18 protein-coding genes are annotated in these 19143 nt (G+C 53.0%); 4 read left to right on the top strand and 14 right to left on the bottom strand.

Going from position 1 to position 19143, the window contains the following annotated elements:
* Positions 1-96: 96 nt before the first annotated feature.
* Entirely contained in the window at positions 97-735 is a 639-nt protein-coding gene (gene purN / locus QUE74_RS16195; RefSeq protein ID WP_001028599.1) for a phosphoribosylglycinamide formyltransferase, read from the bottom strand.
* Complete coding sequence (gene purM / locus QUE74_RS16190; protein WP_001295474.1) at positions 735-1772, bottom strand: phosphoribosylformylglycinamidine cyclo-ligase; 1038 nt, start codon at positions 1770-1772, stop codon at positions 735-737. The genes purN and purM overlap by 1 nt, the downstream gene beginning before the upstream one ends.
* A 324-nt stretch (positions 1773-2096) precedes the next feature.
* Between purM and upp the strand changes: the two genes are divergently transcribed.
* The 3 genes from upp to QUE74_RS16175 all read left to right on the top strand — a co-directional run bounded on the left by upp (position 2097) and on the right by QUE74_RS16175 (position 4894).
* Positions 2097-2723, top strand: a complete 627-nt coding sequence (gene upp, locus QUE74_RS16185) for a uracil phosphoribosyltransferase (protein WP_001295473.1) — start codon at positions 2097-2099, stop codon at positions 2721-2723.
* 85 nt (positions 2724-2808) lie between these two features.
* Positions 2809-4098 (top strand): uracil permease, encoded by a 1290-nt coding sequence (uraA, locus tag QUE74_RS16180; RefSeq protein ID WP_000198328.1) that lies wholly within the window; start codon positions 2809-2811, stop codon positions 4096-4098.
* Positions 4099-4192: 94 nt separating this feature from the next.
* A complete protein-coding gene (locus QUE74_RS16175; protein WP_001307333.1) occupies positions 4193-4894 on the top strand; it encodes a DnaA inactivator Hda in 702 nt (233 codons plus the stop codon).
* 105 nt (positions 4895-4999) lie between these two features.
* Here the strand turns inward: QUE74_RS16175 and arsC are convergent, their stop codons facing one another.
* Positions 5000-5359 (bottom strand): arsenate reductase (glutaredoxin), encoded by a 360-nt coding sequence (gene arsC / locus QUE74_RS16170; protein ID WP_000166449.1) that lies wholly within the window; start codon positions 5357-5359, stop codon positions 5000-5002.
* A 20-nt stretch (positions 5360-5379) separates the two neighbouring features.
* Complete coding sequence (bepA, locus tag QUE74_RS16165; RefSeq protein WP_000489665.1) at positions 5380-6843, bottom strand: beta-barrel assembly-enhancing protease; 1464 nt, start codon at positions 6841-6843, stop codon at positions 5380-5382.
* A gap of 212 nt (positions 6844-7055) precedes the next feature.
* Between bepA and QUE74_RS16160 the strand changes: the two genes are divergently transcribed.
* On the top strand, positions 7056-8117 hold the full coding sequence (locus QUE74_RS16160; RefSeq protein WP_000892051.1) for an AI-2E family transporter: 1062 nt from the start codon (positions 7056-7058) through the stop codon (positions 8115-8117).
* A 36-nt stretch (positions 8118-8153) separates the two neighbouring features.
* Here the strand turns inward: QUE74_RS16160 and focB are convergent, their stop codons facing one another.
* From focB to hyfC, 10 genes are read right to left on the bottom strand one after another with little or no spacing between them, the layout of a single operon-like run.
* The gene (gene focB, locus QUE74_RS16155; RefSeq protein WP_001244762.1) at positions 8154-9002 is read right to left on the bottom strand and encodes a formate transporter FocB; all 849 of its coding nucleotides are present in this window, start codon (positions 9000-9002) and stop codon (positions 8154-8156) included.
* 21 nt (positions 9003-9023) lie between these two features.
* Entirely contained in the window at positions 9024-11036 is a 2013-nt protein-coding gene (hyfR, locus tag QUE74_RS16150) for a DNA-binding transcriptional regulator HyfR (protein ID WP_001251515.1), read from the bottom strand.
* 29 nt (positions 11037-11065) lie between these two features.
* Entirely contained in the window at positions 11066-11479 is a 414-nt protein-coding gene (hyfJ, locus tag QUE74_RS16145) for a hydrogenase 4 assembly chaperone HyfJ (protein ID WP_000796783.1), read from the bottom strand.
* On the bottom strand, positions 11472-12230 hold the full coding sequence (gene hyfI, locus QUE74_RS16140; RefSeq protein WP_000075545.1) for a hydrogenase 4 catalytic subunit HyfI: 759 nt from the start codon (positions 12228-12230) through the stop codon (positions 11472-11474). Before hyfI ends, hyfJ begins: the two co-directional genes overlap by 8 nt.
* Positions 12227-12772, bottom strand: coding sequence for a hydrogenase 4 subunit H (gene hyfH, locus QUE74_RS16135; protein WP_000916069.1), 546 nt, complete (start codon positions 12770-12772; stop codon positions 12227-12229). Before hyfH ends, hyfI begins: the two co-directional genes overlap by 4 nt.
* Positions 12773-12781: 9 nt before the next feature.
* Positions 12782-14497 (bottom strand): hydrogenase 4 catalytic subunit HyfG, encoded by a 1716-nt coding sequence (gene hyfG, locus QUE74_RS16130; RefSeq protein WP_001102310.1) that lies wholly within the window; start codon positions 14495-14497, stop codon positions 12782-12784.
* Positions 14487-16067, bottom strand: a complete 1581-nt coding sequence (gene hyfF / locus QUE74_RS16125; RefSeq protein WP_000122522.1) for a hydrogenase 4 subunit F — start codon at positions 16065-16067, stop codon at positions 14487-14489. Before hyfF ends, hyfG begins: the two co-directional genes overlap by 11 nt.
* 4 nt (positions 16068-16071) lie before the next feature.
* The gene (gene hyfE / locus QUE74_RS16120) at positions 16072-16722 is read right to left on the bottom strand and encodes a hydrogenase 4 membrane subunit (protein WP_000147996.1); all 651 of its coding nucleotides are present in this window, start codon (positions 16720-16722) and stop codon (positions 16072-16074) included.
* Between the two features lie 11 nt (positions 16723-16733).
* Positions 16734-18173 (bottom strand): hydrogenase 4 subunit HyfD, encoded by a 1440-nt coding sequence (gene hyfD / locus QUE74_RS16115; RefSeq protein WP_000429079.1) that lies wholly within the window; start codon positions 18171-18173, stop codon positions 16734-16736.
* Between the two features lie 16 nt (positions 18174-18189).
* Complete coding sequence (hyfC, locus tag QUE74_RS16110; RefSeq protein ID WP_001354813.1) at positions 18190-19137, bottom strand: hydrogenase 4 subunit HyfC; 948 nt, start codon at positions 19135-19137, stop codon at positions 18190-18192.
* Positions 19138-19143 lie beyond the last annotated feature (6 nt).

Below are 19143 nucleotides of genomic sequence, written 5' to 3'. Positions count from 1 at the left end.
ATGCCAGAAAAGGGGGAAAAAAACTGCTGGAGCTTGCGATTTACAGGTGAATTGAAAAACGCCAGCGGCAGAGCTGGCGCTTTAACTACGGGGGCATTACTCGTCGGCAGCGTAGCCCTGCGGCGGCAGACGTTGACCATCCAGCCACGCGGCGTTTTCGTGCATTTTCAGACGACCATCGGCAAACCAGCTAATCACCAGTGGATAAATAGCGTGTTCCTGGGTTTGCACGCGGGCGGTGATGTCATCCTCCGTATCACCAGCAAATACCGGGACTTTCGCCTGTAAAATAACCGGGCCACCGTCCAGTTCATCGGTGACGAAATGCACCGATGTACCGTGCTCTTCATCGCCATTTTCCAGCGCCTGACGATGGGTGTGTAATCCGGGATATTTCGGCAGCAGAGAAGGGTGAATATTCAGCAAACGCCCGGCATAGTGGGAGACAAACGCCGGGCTGAGAATGCGCATAAAACCAGCCAGCACGACCACATCGGGTGCGTACATGTCGATTTCATGAATCAACTCCCGGTCATAGGCTTCACGACTGTCAAACGCGCTGGCGATGAGCGTATGGGTAGCAATACCCGCCTGGCGGGCGCGTTCAAGGCCGAACGCGTCGGCCTTATTGCTGAAAACTGCCCGTAGGGTGCCTTTAATTTTGTTGGCTTTGCAGGCGTCAATTATTGCCTGCAAATTACTTCCGTTGCCGGAAATAAGCACCACAATATTCATTATTCGATAACCACGCGTTGTTCGGAATCAGAAGCTTTGATGATACCGATTTTCCACGCGTTTTCACCGTTGGCATTGAGCAGGGCGAGGGCTTTGTCCACTTCCGGAGCAGGCAGGGCAATAATCATCCCGACGCCGCAGTTGAAGGTGCGATACATTTCATGGCGCTCAACGTTACCTGCCGTTTGCAGCCAGTTGAACACTTCCGGCCACTGCCAGGAAGATTCATCAATCACTGCCTGGGTATTATCTGGCAATACGCGCGGAATGTTTTCCCAGAAGCCGCCGCCGGTCAGGTGCGCAATAGCATGCACATCGACCTTTTCAATCAACTCCAGCACGGACTTCACGTAAATGCGGGTTGGTGCCAGCAGATGATCGGCTAATGGCTTACCATCAAGTTCGGTGGTTTGCGGATCACAACCGCTGACTTCGAGAATTTTGCGCACCAGCGAGTAACCATTTGAATGCGGGCCGCTGGAGCCGAGTGCAATCAGTACATCGCCGTCGCTGACTTTAGAACCGTCAATGATTTCTGATTTTTCTACTACCCCGACACAGAATCCGGCGACATCGTAATCTTCACCATGATACATCCCCGGCATTTCTGCCGTTTCGCCACCCACAAGCGAACAGCCCGATTGCAGACAACCTTCGGCGATGCCGCTGATCACCGCTGAAGCGGTATCAACATCCAGTTTTCCGGTTGCGTAATAGTCGAGGAAAAACAGCGGTTCCGCACCTTGCACCACCAGGTCATTAACGCACATGGCGACCAGATCAATACCAATGGTGTCGTGACGTTTTAAGTCCATCGCCAGACGCAGCTTGGTACCTACGCCGTCAGTGCCGGAAACCAGCACGGGTTCACGATATTTTTGCGGCAATGCACACAGCGCACCGAAGCCGCCCAGACCGCCCATCACTTCCGGACGACGCGTTTTCTTCACTACGCCTTTGATTCTTCCAACCAGAGCATTACCCGCGTCAATATCAACACCGGCATCTTTGTAGCTAAGAGAGGTTTTATCGGTCACTGCTTGGGTCCCCACGCGTTACTTGCGGTAGAAAAATAAAATTCGGCGCAATTCTAACAGGGAAAGCAAACGTTTGCGAGACTGCTTTACACAACCTTTTTGCACTTCATTTTCCCAAGCGCGCGGCGAAAGAATAGCTGCACCGTGGCAAAGGAGAGTTTTTGGATGGAATAATATTCTTTCATAACCACATGAATATAAAGTAACTTTATCTAAAACCGTTATCATTTTGACTAAAGTCAACGAAAATAATATTGCCGCCTTGAAGAAAGGAGGTATAATCCGTCGATTTTTTTTGTGGCTGCCCCTCAAAGGAGAAAGAGTATGAAGATCGTGGAAGTCAAACACCCACTCGTCAAACACAAGCTGGGACTGATGCGTGAGCAAGATATCAGCACCAAGCGCTTTCGCGAACTCGCTTCCGAAGTGGGTAGCCTGCTGACTTACGAAGCGACCGCCGACCTCGAAACGGAAAAAGTAACTATCGAAGGCTGGAACGGCCCGGTAGAAATCGACCAGATCAAAGGTAAGAAAATTACCGTTGTGCCAATTCTGCGTGCGGGTCTGGGGATGATGGACGGTGTGCTGGAAAACGTTCCGAGCGCGCGCATCAGCGTCGTCGGTATGTACCGTAATGAAGAAACGCTGGAGCCGGTACCGTACTTCCAGAAACTGGTTTCTAACATCGATGAGCGTATGGCGCTGATCGTTGACCCAATGCTGGCAACCGGTGGTTCCGTTATCGCGACCATCGACCTGCTGAAAAAAGCGGGCTGCAGCAGCATCAAAGTTCTGGTGCTGGTAGCTGCGCCAGAAGGTATCGCAGCGCTGGAAAAAGCGCACCCGGACGTCGAACTGTATACTGCATCGATTGACCAGGGACTGAACGAGCACGGATACATTATTCCGGGCCTCGGCGATGCCGGTGACAAAATCTTTGGTACGAAATAAAGAATAAAAATAATTAAAGCCGACTTTAAGAGTCGGCTTTTTTTTGAGTAAAGCGCCTATAACACATAATACAGAGGATAATACTATGACGCGCCGTGCTATCGGGGTGAGTGAAAGACCGCCACTTTTACAGACAATCCCGCTTAGTTTGCAACATTTGTTCGCCATGTTTGGTGCAACCGTCCTGGTGCCCGTCTTATTTCATATTAACCCGGCGACTGTACTGTTATTTAACGGTATAGGAACGCTGCTGTATCTCTTCATCTGTAAAGGGAAAATCCCGGCTTATCTTGGTTCCAGCTTTGCCTTTATTTCACCGGTATTGTTACTGTTGCCGTTAGGGTATGAAGTCGCGCTGGGCGGCTTTATTATGTGCGGCGTGCTGTTCTGCCTGGTTTCTTTTATCGTGAAGAAAGCGGGGACCGGCTGGCTGGACGTGCTGTTTCCACCTGCGGCAATGGGCGCAATCGTTGCCGTCATCGGTCTGGAGTTGGCGGGCGTAGCTGCCGGTATGGCAGGTTTACTCCCGGCTGAAGGGCAAACGCCAGACTCCAAAACCATCATCATCTCCATTACCACGCTGGCAGTCACGGTTTTAGGTTCCGTGCTGTTTCGTGGTTTCCTGGCAATTATCCCGATTTTAATTGGTGTGCTGGTAGGGTATGCGCTCTCTTTCGCAATGGGGATTGTCGATACCACGCCGATTATTAACGCCCACTGGTTTGCGCTGCCAACTCTCTATACGCCGCGCTTCGAGTGGTTTGCCATTCTGACTATTCTGCCAGCGGCGTTAGTGGTTATTGCCGAACACGTAGGGCACCTGGTAGTAACGGCTAATATCGTCAAAAAAGATCTGCTGCGCGATCCAGGTCTGCACCGTTCGATGTTTGCTAACGGCTTGTCGACCGTGATCTCCGGCTTCTTTGGCTCCACGCCAAATACTACCTACGGGGAAAACATTGGCGTGATGGCGATCACCCGTGTTTACAGTACCTGGGTTATCGGCGGGGCGGCGATTTTCGCTATCCTGCTTTCCTGCGTCGGTAAACTGGCTGCTGCTATCCAGATGATCCCATTGCCGGTGATGGGCGGCGTTTCGCTGCTGCTTTATGGTGTTATCGGTGCTTCCGGTATTCGTGTTTTGATCGAATCGAAAGTGGATTACAACAAAGCACAGAACCTGATCCTGACTTCCGTGATTTTGATCATCGGTGTCAGTGGTGCCAAGGTAAACATTGGCGCGGCGGAGCTGAAAGGTATGGCGCTGGCGACCATCGTCGGTATCGGCTTAAGTTTGATCTTCAAACTGATTAGTGTGCTGCGCCCTGAAGAAGTGGTGCTGGACGCAGAAGACGCGGATATAACAGACAAATAATGTACCGACCGGGCAGTGTTGCTGCCCGGTTCAAACATCATGGGATTCTGTGGTAAACTTCTCGCGATTTTGTGAAATCCTGGTTGAGGTATCTCTGAACACACCGGCACAGCTCTCTTTGCCACTTTATCTTCCTGACGACGAAACCTTTGCAAGTTTCTGGCCGGGGGATAACTCCTCTTTACTGGCCGCGCTGCAAAACGTGCTGCGTCAGGAACATAGCGGTTACATCTATCTCTGGGCACGCGAAGGCGCGGGGCGCAGCCATCTGCTGCACGCGGCTTGCGCGGAATTGTCGCAGCGTGGCGATGCGGTGGGCTATGTCCCGCTGGATAAACGCACCTGGTTTGTTCCGGAAGTGCTCGACGGTATGGAGCATTTGTCGCTGGTCTGTATCGACAACATTGAGTGTATTGCAGGCGATGAGTTGTGGGAGATGGCGATTTTCGATCTCTACAATCGAATTCTGGAATCGGGTAAAACACGGTTGTTAATCACCGGCGATCGTCCACCGCGGCAGTTGAATCTGGGATTACCGGATCTCGCGTCGCGACTCGACTGGGGGCAGATCTACAAATTGCAGCCTCTTTCTGATGAAGATAAGTTGCAGGCGCTACAGTTACGCGCGCGTTTGCGTGGTTTTGAACTGCCGGAAGATGTGGGGCGTTTCTTGCTGAAGCGGCTCGACAGAGAGATGCGCACGTTATTTATGACGTTGGATCAGTTGGATCGTGCGTCGATTACCGCGCAACGTAAGCTGACCATTCCGTTTGTGAAAGAGATTCTGAAACTGTAGACAAGACGTTTATTGTCGGATGCGCACCCATAGTATTCGTCGGCCGGATAAGACGCGGCAAGCGTCGCATCCGGCAACGTGATTTAACTCGCGAAAGGGCGCATATTAACCCACGATTTCCAGCACCTGCTCCGGTGGACGACCAATTCGCGCTTTGCCATTCGCGACCACAATCGGGCGCTCCATTAGCTTCGGATTATCCACCATTGCCTGAATCAGCGCCTCTTCGCTAAGCGAACTGTCAGCCAGGTTCAGTTCTTTATAAAGATCCTCTTTCTGGCGCATCAATTCACGAGCGCTATTCATTCCCAGCATTTTCAGCAAATCGCGCAGCGTTGCCGCATCGGCGGGTGTCTCAAGGTAGAGCACCACTTCTGGCTCCACGCCGTTTTCTTTCAGCAGGTTCAGCGTTTCCCGGCTCTTTGAACAGCGTGGGTTATGGTAGATTTTTACCTGTTTGGTCATTGTTCTTCCTTTAATGCGAATTACATCTTGGTATAAGGCTTAAAGCGTTCTTGCAGCTGGCGCAACTGGTCGATGCGCGCATCGTAACGCGCTTGTTGCAGGCTGCCTAATTTCACCTGAGAACTGGCGCTACTCAACAAGGAAATGGCCTGATCGAGTCGCCCGGCGAGCGCATAACCTTCTGCTCGCGCAGCCAGTTCCTGATCGCGGTTATTTAGTGCGGCTTCCGCCTGTGCCAGTAAATCCCAGCCGTTGCTGTCATCTTTATTGTTAAAAGTGTAGCGATTCAGAATATTGGCCGCTTCCTGTGGTTGCCCCCCTTGCAGATAAGCGTTCGCCAGGTTGAGCTGCAACACCGGATTGGTGCGCAAATCGCGGGCATTTTTCAGGCGATTGATAGCGTCATTGGCTTTGTTTTGCCCAAGATCGATATCGGTAGCCAGATCGAGATACCATGCGTTGCCAGGTTCTGCCGCCAGTAACGGTTGCAGCGTTTTACGCGCTTCGTCGTATTTATTGGCTTCCATCGCCTGTAAAGCACGACCATATTGCGCCGCTCGTTGCTGACGAACGTTTCCTTTCGCCCATTCATCCAGCAAATCACTGGTGAGCTGATTACGTCCGGAATTATACATCCCCAGTGTGCGCGCTTTCGCCAGATAGAAATCCTCCGACGACTGCACCACCATCGGGCGCATCTGATTAGCACGGTTGCGGGCATCTGCCAGACGACTTTCCGGCAATGGGTGAGTCAATAAAATTTCCGGCGGACGCGAGGAGTAACGCGCCTGATCGAGCAATTTTTCGAGGAAGGTCGGCATCGCCTGCGGATCGAATCCTGAGCGTTGCAGCACCTGAATACCAATGCGATCCGCTTCCTGTTCATTTTGCTGGGTGAAGCTGATCATCCCCTGGCGCGTTCCCGCCAGTGTACCGGTCAGCGCTGCCATCCCCGCCTGCGGACTGGCCATCGCCAGTAAAATAGAACCTAACGCGCCGACCCAGGTAAGCGGTGCGCTGCGCTGTTGATCTTCCATCGCTCGCGCCAGGTGACGTTGGGTGACGTGGGAGATTTCGTGCGCCATAACTGAAGCCAGTTGACTTTCGTTATCGGAATAACGGAACAGGGCAGAGTGCAACACCACGTTGCCGCCAAAGAAAGCAAAGGCGTTAATTTCGTCGTTATTGATCAAAAAGAAATGGAACGGCGTCTTAACCGAATTGGCATGCGAAACCAGACGCATCCCCAGCGAATTAATGTACTGCGTTAACAACGGGTCATTAATTAACGGCGCACTGCCGCGTAATTGGCGGACATAATAGTCGCCCATCTGCATTTCCTGACCAATGGAAAGCGTGCTTCCTGCGGAGGTTCCCATATCCGGCAAGGTGTCTGCGCTATCGGCAAACGCCGGGGCTACCTGACCGATAGTCATAGCAGCAATGAGGGTAGCAACCAGGTTTTTTTTCAACTGCCTGAACATAACCTCTGTCCTGTGTTTCTGGAGATAGTCATTTGACCGATACTGTGAAATATCGTTCCCACCGCGCCGCCTTTGAGTGTAACGGCGAAGATTAGCCCACTCAAATGACTTTTCAGTTTCCTGAATCCGTCATAAAAAGCGAAGTCTTTTTTGTGACATTTCGATACAATTGCGGATCACAATCCCGCTCTTGAGGTTCAGGGAAGGTCTTTATGCTCGAAATGTTGATGCAATGGTATCGCCGCCGTTTTAGTGACCCGGAAGCGATTGCCTTGCTGGTTATTTTAGTTGCCGGATTTGGCATTATCTTTTTCTTTAGCGGCCTACTCGCACCGTTGCTGGTGGCGATTGTGCTGGCCTATTTACTGGAATGGCCAACCGTGCGGCTACAATCAATAGGCTGCTCCCGACGCTGGGCGACGTCGATTGTATTGGTCGTTTTCGTCGGTATTTTGCTGCTGATGGCGTTCGTGGTAATGCCTATCGCCTGGCAACAGGGCATCTACTTAATCCGCGATATGCCGGGGATGCTCAATAAGCTCTCTGATTTTGCCGCCACGTTGCCGCGCCGCTATCCGGCGTTAATGGATGCGGGGATTATTGATGCAATGGCCGAAAATATGCGCAGCCGGATGCTCACCATGGGCGATTCGGTGGTGAAAATTTCCCTCGCCTCGCTGGTCGGTTTGCTGACCATTGCCGTCTATCTGGTGCTGGTACCATTGATGGTCTTCTTCCTGCTGAAAGACAAAGAGCAGATGCTGAACGCCGTTCGCCGGGTGCTGCCGCGTAACCGTGGACTGGCAGGACAGGTGTGGAAGGAGATGAATCAACAAATCACCAACTATATCCGCGGCAAAGTGCTGGAGATGATCGTGGTGGGGATTGCCACCTGGCTGGGATTCTTACTCTTCGGGCTGAACTATTCGCTGCTGCTGGCGGTGCTGGTCGGCTTCTCGGTACTTATTCCGTACATTGGTGCATTTGTGGTGACCATTCCGGTGGTTGGCGTGGCGCTATTCCAGTTTGGTGCTGGCACGGAATTCTGGAGCTGCTTCGCGGTGTATCTGATCATTCAGGCGCTGGACGGCAACCTGTTAGTACCTGTGTTGTTCTCCGAAGCGGTTAACCTGCATCCGCTGGTCATTATTTTATCAGTAGTGATCTTCGGTGGTTTGTGGGGATTCTGGGGCGTATTCTTCGCCATTCCATTGGCGACGCTGATCAAAGCCGTGATTCACGCCTGGCCCGATGGGCAAATCGCGCAAGAATAATCTTCAGCCCGACGAACTGTTTCGCCGGGCTGATTTTTAGGGTTCCTGACGTAAATAAATCGCCCGATAACAAATACTCACCAACACTGCACCGCCGATAATATTACCCAGCATCACCGGGAGCAGATTGGCGGTAATAAAATGGCTGACCGTCAGTGCCGGAAAATTGTCTGCGCTACTGTGCGCCAGTTGCCAGAAGGAGGTAGGGGCGAAATGGCGAATGGCAATGGCGAACGGAATCACAAACAAATTGGCGATACAGTGCTCAAAGCCACTGGCGACAAACAGGGTGATGGGCAAAATCATGGCGACGATTTTGTCGCATAATGAACGTCCGCAATAACTCATCCACAGCGCCAGACAAACCATCAGATTGCACATAATGCCGAGGCTGACAGATTCAGTAAATGTATGATGCATTTTGCCCTCGGCGCAGTGTAAAACCGCGACTCCCCACATCGCGTTTTCACTCATCACCAGCCCGGAAAACCAGATTAACAAACTGAAACAGGCAATACCTGCCAGATTACCGCAGGCCACCAGAAGTGCATTAATCAGCCATGTTCGCCAGCTAATAATGCCCCGACTTTTTGCCATCACCGTCATTACCGACGAGGTGAACAGGCTGGTGCCGCAAACCGCCAGCAAAATAAAGCCGAGTGTAAAGCAAAGGCCACCCACCAGATGGGTTAATGCCTGTGAAGACGGGGCATCGGCGATAACGGTAAGGTAAAAAGTAAATCCGATCGTCATAAACACGCCTGCGGACATCGCCATTAAAAAGACCGACACTTTGCTGCGGGCAATTTTATGGGCGGCAATCCGTTCAGCGATTGCCGCTTTTCTGGCGCTCAACTGCAAGTCGAAAGAGAGTTTGTTTCTCATGCATACTCCTGCAAAAACAGATTACAACACCTCGCGAACCGAGATCCCCAGCCGCTGCATTCGTGACAGCAGCGTGGTGCGCTTCATCCCTAATCGCGTCGCCGCGCCACGGGGCCCGGCAACAATGCCATTGGTTTCTCGCAATACCTGAACAATGCGCTTACGTTCTTCTTCGTCATTCTCTGGCGTCGTCGGGTGCAGTAACTGCGCCATTGAACTGCGAAGCGCTGAATCTTCATTTAGCGTCGGCAGTAAACGGCTTTGTCGGACATTAAGATGTAAATTCAGACTGTTACCGCGAGTCAGTAGTACCGCTCGCTCAATCACGTTTTCCAGCTCGCGCACGTTGCCCGGCCAGTCCCACGACATCAACTGGCGTAGCGCTTCTGTTGGAATGGCATCAATTGTGCGATTCATATGGCGAGCCATTTTTTGTGTAAAATGTTTTGCTAAAAGAGGGATATCTTCCGGACGGTCGCGTAGCGGCGGCAATTCCAGTGGAAAGACGTTCAGGCGATAAAAGAGATCGCTGCGAAACTGGCGATCTTCTACCATTTGCCACAAATCACGGTTGGTGGCGGCAATGACTCTGACATTCACCGGGATCGTTCTACTCCCACCGAGACGCTCAATTTCCCGCTCCTGTAATACGCGTAGCAGTTTGGGCTGAAGTTCTAACGGCAGATCGCCAATTTCATCGAGAAATAACGTGCCGCCATCGGCAATTTCAAAACGACCACGATGAGTGTTAATCGCGCCAGTAAATGCCCCTTTGTCGTGACCGAATAACTCACTTTCCAGAAGACTGGCGGGGATGGCAGCGCAGTTGATTTTGACCAGCGGCTTGTCGCGTCGTGGGCTAAGTTGATGGATCGCTCTGGCGATCACCTCTTTGCCGGTTCCGGTTTCACCACAAATCAACACCGTACTGTCGCTCTTCGCCACAATATCTACCTGCTGGAGCAAATCTTCCATTGCCTGGCTTTGATAGATAATGTCACCGACGCCCAGATTCGAAAGGAGCTGCTCGCTAAGCTGGTGGTTTTCTTGCTGCAAGCTTTCCTGCAAATCGGTCATGCTACGCCAGGCATCGGCATTGCCAACGGCAATAGCGATGCGATCGGCAATATGTTGTAGTAGCTGGCAGTTTTCCTCCCCAAAGAGAGTGGAAGAGGTATGCGCCAGCAACAATGCACCCGGTGTATGGTTGCCAAAGGTGAGCGGTATAAGGAGCGCAGATTCGCAGCCGTTAGATGCAAGTAAGTGTAATAACGGGTCGCGTTGCCAGAGAAACAGATCGTCTGCACGGTGCGTCAAGGTCGGTTGTCGGGTTTGTAGCGTTTGTGTCAGCAATACACTTTCGCCAGGCATACAGCGTGGCAGACTCGCACAATGTGAGGCAGAAAGATCGCTGCACCACAGGCTGAACTTCTCGTTCTTTCGATGATCGCCCAGTACCATACTGACTGAAGCCAGACCGAAAAAATGATGGATCTCACGAGCGACGTCAGCGATCAGATCGTCGAGATCAAGATGTGACAACACTGCATTAGTGATATCCACCAGTACCCGATGATGATCGCGATCTTTCTCCAGCAAACGCAGCGCCACCTGCTGTTCTTCATCATTGAGCCATGATTGCAGAACCGGAGTGATTATGTGTGCCAGCCAGTTAAACAGTGTGCAATCCTGGGGAGTAAAACGATTGCCGTGGGTGCGAATAAAGCGTAGCTCCGCCATTCCACTACTGCCGAGAAGGACGGCGTGGCGCGAATAATCGACCATCTCGCCCTGATACTCTGTTGTTGCCGTCACATCGCTGCCATCATCATGGTAGCGGTAATAGAAGTTGCTTTTGAGAACATGCAGTTCAATAAGTTGTACCGGGCTGAACGGCGGCGGCAGCGGGATGAAGGCGCGTAATAAAGACGCCTTGCCGTGTTTCTGCGCTAACCGCTCCGCGAGCATTCCGTTTACCGCTTCAATTGTTATTCCTTGTGGCGGGGCAAACATCGCCTCGTCTGACATAGCCATTAACAGTCCTTATTAATGAGAAATCCTTCTCACGCAATTTTTCTGGCCATCAGATAGATGGCCGGTTCCTGCACAATTTCATCCAACAGATGAATGAATTGAATGCTACGCGCCTGCCACACAGACGTCGCGTCATCTGCCAGTGGCGCGAATGCCCGGGTCAACAGGGCGGTGTGGCTGGCGTCAATAACAATCTCACCAAAGGTCATCACCCCCAGCATCTTACGTCGGGCTTGCTCCTCTTCGACCTGTGCAAGCCAATCTTCGTATTCCGTCTGTGGGCAGCGGAAGGCGACATTCAGACAATCAATCACGCCAACGTGATGACCGATAGCCAACGAGTAATACATTACCTGGGAGCTGTGTTCCGGCATCTCGTCGCTACTGGCGATAAATTTTTTTCGCAGTGTCCAGAAAACAATTTCCCCGCACTCCTCAGCCATGTAACCCCCGGAGAACGCGAAAGAGTTGCTGAACGATACTATTGAGACGCGGATCGTCGGCTTCGCGCAACCAGGTGTTAACCCGATTTCCTGTAGGATCGTCGCTTAAATGGCGCAGGAGCCGATCGCAAATTTCTCGCCCCTGACGATAGCCCGCCAGCCGCCTCGCTTCTCGCTCAATGGCGATACGCTGTGATGGCGGGATATGCGGCCACAGCGGTTGCATGGTCACCCCGGTGGGATCGCGATAATCCACCGCGTGAATCTTCTGTTGTAGCAAACCGAGCGCCACGGCGAAACCGTGAATGGTGGCGGCCGGTGTTGGCGGGCAGCCGGGGATCCAAACATCAATGGGGACAATGGTGTCGCTGCCGCCCCAGACGCTGTAGAGATCGTGGAAAATACCGCCGCCGACACCGCACGCGCCGTAGGAAACACAGATTTTATGATCGGGGGCAGACTCATATGCCCGAAGTGCAGGCATACGCATCGCCCGGGTGACTGCGCCAGTAAATAACAAAATATCGGCGTGACGAGGTGATGAAACAACCTTAATGCCAAAGCGTTCTGCGTCGAACACTGGCGTGATGGCGGCAAAAATTTCGATTTCACAGGCGTTGCAGCCGCCACAATCCACGCGATAAACGTAGGCCGAACGACGGATATCCTGTAGCAAATGCTGCTTCATCTTTTGCGTTTGTTCGTCCAGCGTGATGGGCTGGCTGACATGTTGCGTAAGCACTGGACTCATAGCTGCTCCTTAGCCACCAGCGGTTCATCTGTGTCGTCGTTGATCAGCGTCGCGCGTTGTTTGCATTCCGGGCAGACGCTCGCTTGCGCCCACAACATTTCGCGGTTTTGTGGTGCATTTTGTTGCTGTGCCAACAGTTCTGCAGCCAGTGCGACGGTTTTTTGCGGGGCAAACGGGCGTTCGCAACGGCTGCAACGTTGTAGATGGAACTTCGCGCGGGTATAGAGATCGGCTTTATTGGTGACGGTCAGTTCAAAGTTATCAGTAAGCTGAATGGCTCTGGTCGGGCACACTTCTTCACAACGTCCGCAGTAAATACAACGCCCCAGATAGAGCTGCCAGGTGCGCGTATTTTGCTGGTCGTCGGTCTGGATAGTCAGCGCATTTGCCGGACAAGCACAGGCGCAGGCACCGCAGGCAATACATTGGCTGGGCATCAGGTCCGGTTTCCCGCGAAAGCCTGGGCTGACCTCCAGTGGCGCGAAGGGATATTTCACCGTCGCGGTTCCGGCGCGCATAATAGTTTTCAGTAACTTCAGCATTTTCTGTCCTTACTTCAGCGGCGAACGGTTACGATCAATGCCGTAGCGTTCGATCTCTTTATACGGCACGGTTTTTGACTGGCGCTTGCGCACATCAACCAGCGTCACACGGTCGGTACAGGAGTAGCAGGGATCAAGGCTACCGATAATCAGCGGTGCGTCAGAAACGGTATTGCCGCGCAGCATGTAACGCAGCACTGGCCAGTTGGCGTAGGTGGCGGCACGACAGCGCCAGCGGAACAATTTTTGGTTATCGCCGAGCATGCTCCAGTGCACGTCTTCACCGCGTGGCGCTTCAACAAAGCCCAGCGCGAATGCGTGAGGTTTATAGCTAAAGCCTTCGGTCAGCAGTGGGGTATCCGGCATGTTGTCGAGGGCAAATTCCAGCATTGCCAGCGAATCAAACGTCTCTTTGACACGGACCATCACGCGGGAGAAGACATCGCCGCCGGTAAAGGTAAACAGCGTTTTTGGAATATTGCCGTAGTCGGCGTAGGGGTGATCAAAGCGCAAATCACGGGCAAAACCACTGCCACGGATCAGCGGCCCTACGGGGCTATAATCACGGGCGATTTGTCGGTCGAGAATGCCAATGCCCTGAGTGCGTTGTTCCATATTCGGCGTGGCAAGCAGCATCTCTACCAGCTCCGACACGTCGGCGCGCATCTCGCGCACCAGTTTCATCGTTTGCAGACGTTGCTCTTTGAGAATATCGCGGCGAACACCACCAATCAGATTCAGACCGTAGGTTTTACGCGACCCGGTCAGCAATTCCGCCATCGTCATCGACTTTTCCCGCACGCGGAAAAATTGCATAAAACCGGTATCAAAACCAACAAAATGGCAGGAGAGGCCAAGGTTGAGCAAATGACTATGCAGCCGTTCGACTTCCAGCAGAATCGAGCGAATAGTATGCGCTCGTTGCGGCACCTCAATCCCCAGTGCATTTTCAACCGAGTTGGTATAGGCCACACTGTGGGCAAAACCGCAAATCCCACACACGCGGTCCGACAAGAAGGTCACTTCGTTGTAGCCCATCCGCGTTTCTGCCAGTTTCTCCATGCCGCGATGGACATAAAACAGGCGGTAATCAGCATCGACAATATGCTCGCCATCCACAAACAAGCGGAAGTGACCTGGTTCATCGGAGGTGATATGCAGCGGGCCAACAGGGATCACCCGCGCATCGCTGTTGCCCTCGTTGATAAACGGATACGTTTCGGTATCAGTCGTCGGTTCAGGGCGCAGGCGATAATCCATCGCGTCTTTGCGCAGCGGATGCATATCTTCCGGCCAGTCATCGGGCAACACCAGGCGACGCTGATCCGGCAGGCCAACCGGAATCAGCCCGTACATATCGCGAATTTCTCGCTCGCCCCAGACCGCGGCAGGGACGCGCGGTGTGACTGACGGAAACTCCCGACTGTCGGCATCGACCAGTGCCTTCACCACGATCCAGCATTTTTCGGCCCCTTCCATTGAAAGGGCATAATAAACCGCGTAATGACCGTTAAGTGTCCGCTCGTCGTTGCCAAACAGGACCGGAAGCCAGCCATCATGTTGATAATAAAGATAATGTACAACGTCAGGCAGCAGATTTATTTTCACCGTAATGGTGACCTGTTCAGGCGTTTGTCGCTCTTCATCCAGCACCGCGCCGGGGAACTGCGTTTTCAGGGCGGCGAGAATCGCTTCGCCACGATTTGACGATGAATTAACGTTCACTGTGTTTCTCCGAAACAGATGCGGTGCCTGAAGGCAAAAAATCATGCCAGGTGCTACGTTGTGCAGGCAGGTCGTGCGTCCCTGAGAGGACTATAGTGGAAGCGCCCGCCAGGATCCTGATGACAGGTTGTGGAATATGCGTTCCCATCGCCAGCATCATGACCAGCAGAATCACCATTGGCGAGGTGGTCAACCAGCCAAGTTCACCCCGGTTAACGGCCTGCGGCGGTTTCGCCATTAACACCCGCGCAGCCATCCGTACCAGGCCCGCCAGCACCAGCGTTAACAGCAATAACAGCAGGACGATAATCAACAGGTGATTACGAGCCAGTCCGGCGGTAACGGTCATAAATTCGCTAAGAAAAATGTTGAAGGGCGGCATCCCGGCCAGCGCCAGCGCACCGCCGCCAAACAGCACGGCGGTAAATGGCATGATTTTGAGCATTCCGCAGACGACGTTGAGATCGCGCGTGCCGTACTTGAGCAGTACATTGCCGGAACCGCAGAACAGCAGCGTTTTTGCCAGACTGTGGTTTAAGGTGTGCAGCAGCGCAGCAAAAATTCCCAGCGGCCCGCCAATGCCTAGCGCCACCGCGACCAGTCCCATGTTCTCCACGCTGGAGTACGCCAGCAGACGCTTAATGTCCCGCTGTACCAGAATGAAAAATGCCGCCACGGCAACCGACAACATGCCGAAGATGAGCAACAACCGGTTGGGGAAATCGCTGCCGATGGCCTGGCAAATAATGATGTAATAGCGAATCAGCACCAACAGCGCGCAGTTCAGCAATACGGCGGAGAGCAGGGCGCTGACCGGACTCGGCGCTTCACTGTGAGCATCCGGCAGCCAGGCGTGCATGGGAAATAGCCCGGTTTTGGTGCCAAAGCCAATTAGCACAAACACAAAGGCCAACAGCATTAATGTTGGGTCAAGCAAGGACGATTGCTTAAGAACCTCGCTCCAGAATATCGCCATTTCTGCCTGCGGCATAACGCTGGCGGCGTTGGCGTATACCAGCACGGTACCGAACAGACCAAAAGCGACACCAACAGTACAAATAATGATGTACTTCCATGCAGCTTCCAGAGATGAACGCTGACCGTAAATGCCTACCAGAAACGCCGAGCTTAAGGTGGTGGCTTCGATTGCCGCCCACATCACAATCAGGTTATTGCTGGTAACAACCAGCAGCATGGTGAACAAAAACAGATGGAAGAAACCGTAGTAATCGCACAGCGTAACGGGTGAAAGCTCGCCGTGAGCCACTTCATGACGCATGTAGCCAATCGAGTAAACACCGGTGAGAAAGCCAATCACACCAAGAATGGCGAGGAACAAACCGCCCAGACCATCAATATGAAGCCACAGTCCGGCGGCGAATATTTCTTCCGCATCCGCGGCGGTTTTGACCACCCAGAGTGCCAGAATCAGCAGCAGCGTGATCCCTAAGCTATGTAATACTGTCACCGTGCGAGTCGCAGAGTGTCCCCGTTTCCGGCAGGCAAAACAGAGCAGCGAAAAAAGCAGCGGCGTGAGCAGGAGTAAAGCGAACATCACAGAATAACTCATCTCATTATCCCTTCAGCGCGGTCAAGTTGTTCACGTCCAGCGTGCCGTGGGTACGCCATATTTTTCTTGCCAGCAACACCATCACAACGACGGCGAAAATGGCATCGGTAGCGATACCAATTTCCACCAGTTCCGGTGCACGCCAGGCAAGAAGTGCCAGCACCAGATGGGAGCCGTTTTCCATCAGGCAGTAACCAAAAATTTGCCGCAGGATATTGCGCTGGCTGACAATGCACAGCAGGCCAAGCAGAAAATGACCTAACGCCACCGCCAGCGCCGGTTTCAGCCCGGTAGCCATCGGTAGCTTCACGGGCTGAACGACAAATGCGCAAAGCAGGACAATTAATGCCGCGAGCAATGCCATCATTGCCGGACCGAATAACGCTTTTTCCGGGAGGTTCTGGGGAATATTTCGTGCAGCGTAAATCATGATTAACGGTACCATCAGTACTTTGGTGATAAAGGCGCTGGCGGACCAGATCAGCAGTTGCTCTGCGGCGAACAGGCACGAGAGGGTGGCGAAAATAGACACCAGCACCAGCGACTGGCAGGCGTAAAATCCGCATGACAGGCGATAGCTTTTGACACTAATCACAAACAGCGATGTCAGCATCATCAGTCCCGCCAGATTATTTACGATCATAGAACCGGTCATTCATCATCTCCTTACTGCAACCAGGTCGCGGCGAATACGCTGGAAATCAGCGACATCACAATCAGTACAATCAACACCAGGCGCATTGATCCTGGCAGCGGTGCGGCATCAGCGACGGCCTCGCTCGGTTTGCCAGGCACAACGCGACCAAACCAGCGAATAAACCAGGCGAAACTGGCAATCGATTCAATCATCAGCAGAATCATGGCGGGCAGCAGGATCCAGTACTCCACTGACAACGAAAAACCGGCAGCAAACAGTGGGAATTTACTGAAGAAGCCGTTGAACGGCGGCACGCCAGTAATCGCCAGCGCGGCCACGCAGAAACCCACGCCTGGCAACGGCAGGGTGTGCAATACGCCACGCAGACGCGGCAACAAGCGCGTGCCGCAGCTGTAACTCAGCGCACCGGCTACAAGGAAAAACAGGCTTTTAGCGAACGCGTGGTTGACGATGTAGGCGATGCTGCCCTCCAGTGCCAGCCGCGAGCCGAAGATGGAGAGCGACAAGCCGAAGAACATCCAGCCAAGTTGAGTGATGGTCGACCAGGCCAGCAACCGCTTCATATCCTGCTGCGGCAAATACATCAGGAAGCCGTAAAGAATGGTGACCAGTGCCATGACCATGCCAACGCCGCCAATCACATGCGGGATATTGCCGCCGTCGATAATGGCGCGGGCAAAAATGTAAACGCCCACTTTCACCATCGATGCGGCGTGGAGATAGGCGCTGATCGGTGTTGGCGCTTCCATTGCATCCGGTAGCCACGCTTGCATCGGTAGCTGGGCCGATTTCCCCCACGCGGCAAACAGGATGCCACCATAAACCAGATAGCGTGCGTCGCCGTGTAACTCGCTCATCGCGCTAAGCGCAAACGTTCCGGTCTGCAAAAACAGCGTGGCGGCGGCAAGATACAACCCCAGCGAACCGATATGAGTGATAAGTAACGCTTTTAGTGCTGAACGTTGCGCTTTATCGCTCTGGTAATAACTGATCAACGCCCAGGAGCAGCCGCCCGTAATTTCAAAAAACAACAACTGACCGAGCAGCGTCGAGGAGAGTACCAGTCCCGCCATCGCGCCGATAAAAACCAGCAAAAATGCGTAATAACGATTCGTGCCGTTATGCGGGTGTTCGCGATTTTTATCCGTCAGATAACCCGTGGAGTAGATCGTGACCAGCAAACCGAGGAACACCACCACAAACAGAATCAGCGTACTCACGCGATCAATGATCAGGCCAAACAACGCCACATCCCCCACGTTGACCAACGTCAACGTGACGGCAACTTTATCGGCCTGATAAAACGCGGAGATCAGCGACAACATGCACAGCGTGGTCAGCGCGGCGAACAAAATCCCCCATTCGGCGGCCCGACGTTGTGGCGAAAACGAAACGACCAGTGCGCCGATAAAAGGCAGCAATAACGTCGTCAGAGCAAGATTTTCCATATTCCGTCAGTGCTCCTTACAGACCGGTTAACCAGAAGACCCAGGCAAGCGCAGCAAGGCTGAAGCCAAGCCAGGTCACATGGTGAATGAGTAAAAAACGCCCGCGTGCCAGCGTGTTTTCTGCGATAGAGGCCAGAACAAAAATCAGCAAAACCTTGAGCAGCGTAACGACAAGTGAAGTCAGCAGGCAGGTGAGAGAAAGCTCTTGCGCGCGCCCAAAGGGCAGAAACAGGGCCACAAACAGTGCTGCCATCACGACCTGTTTCAGCCCCAGCCCCCATTTCGCCAACGCCAGCCCGGCACCGGAATATTCGGTCAGCGGGCCTTCCTGTAATTCCTGTTCTGCTTCAGCAACATCAAAGGGAATTTTTCCCATCTCAATGAAGCAGGCAAAACCACAGGCCAGTAACGCCAGTACGGTGGTTAGCGGCGAGTTCCAGCCCGTCGCCAGCGTCTTGCTGATCATCTCGATATGCGTGGAATCCGCTATCAGCGCCAATACCAGCAGTGAGAGAATGAGCATTGGTTCGACCAGAATGCCGAGCGTCAACTCGCGACTGGCACCGACACCCGCAAACGGACTTCCGGTATCCAGCCCGGAAAGAGCAAAGAAAAAACGAAACAGGGCAAGAAGATAGATAAGGGTGATCAGATCGCCGCCGCCCGCAAAAGGGGAAACAGTAATAAATAGTGGTAGGGCCATCGCCAGCACCAGCATGCTGCTGATTAATACCCACGGCATCAGGCGGAACATCAGACCTGAAGATGTCGGCGCAACTTCCTGGCGTTTAAACAGTTTGTGGATATCGCGATAATCCTGCCAGATCCCCGGTCCGCGACGGGAGTGCATACGCGCGCGTATCTGCCGGGAAATCCCCGTAAAAAGCGGGGTTAGCGCCAGCAGAATCACGGCCTGTGCTAACGCAAAAATGATCAGATATCCGTCGCAAAGAGTTTGTCTCATGGTGAT

Source organism: Escherichia sp. 10290 (assembly GCF_030295155.1).
Lineage (GTDB): Bacteria > Pseudomonadota > Gammaproteobacteria > Enterobacterales > Enterobacteriaceae > Escherichia > Escherichia coli_F.
This window is presented reverse-complemented; position numbering and strand designations above follow the sequence as displayed.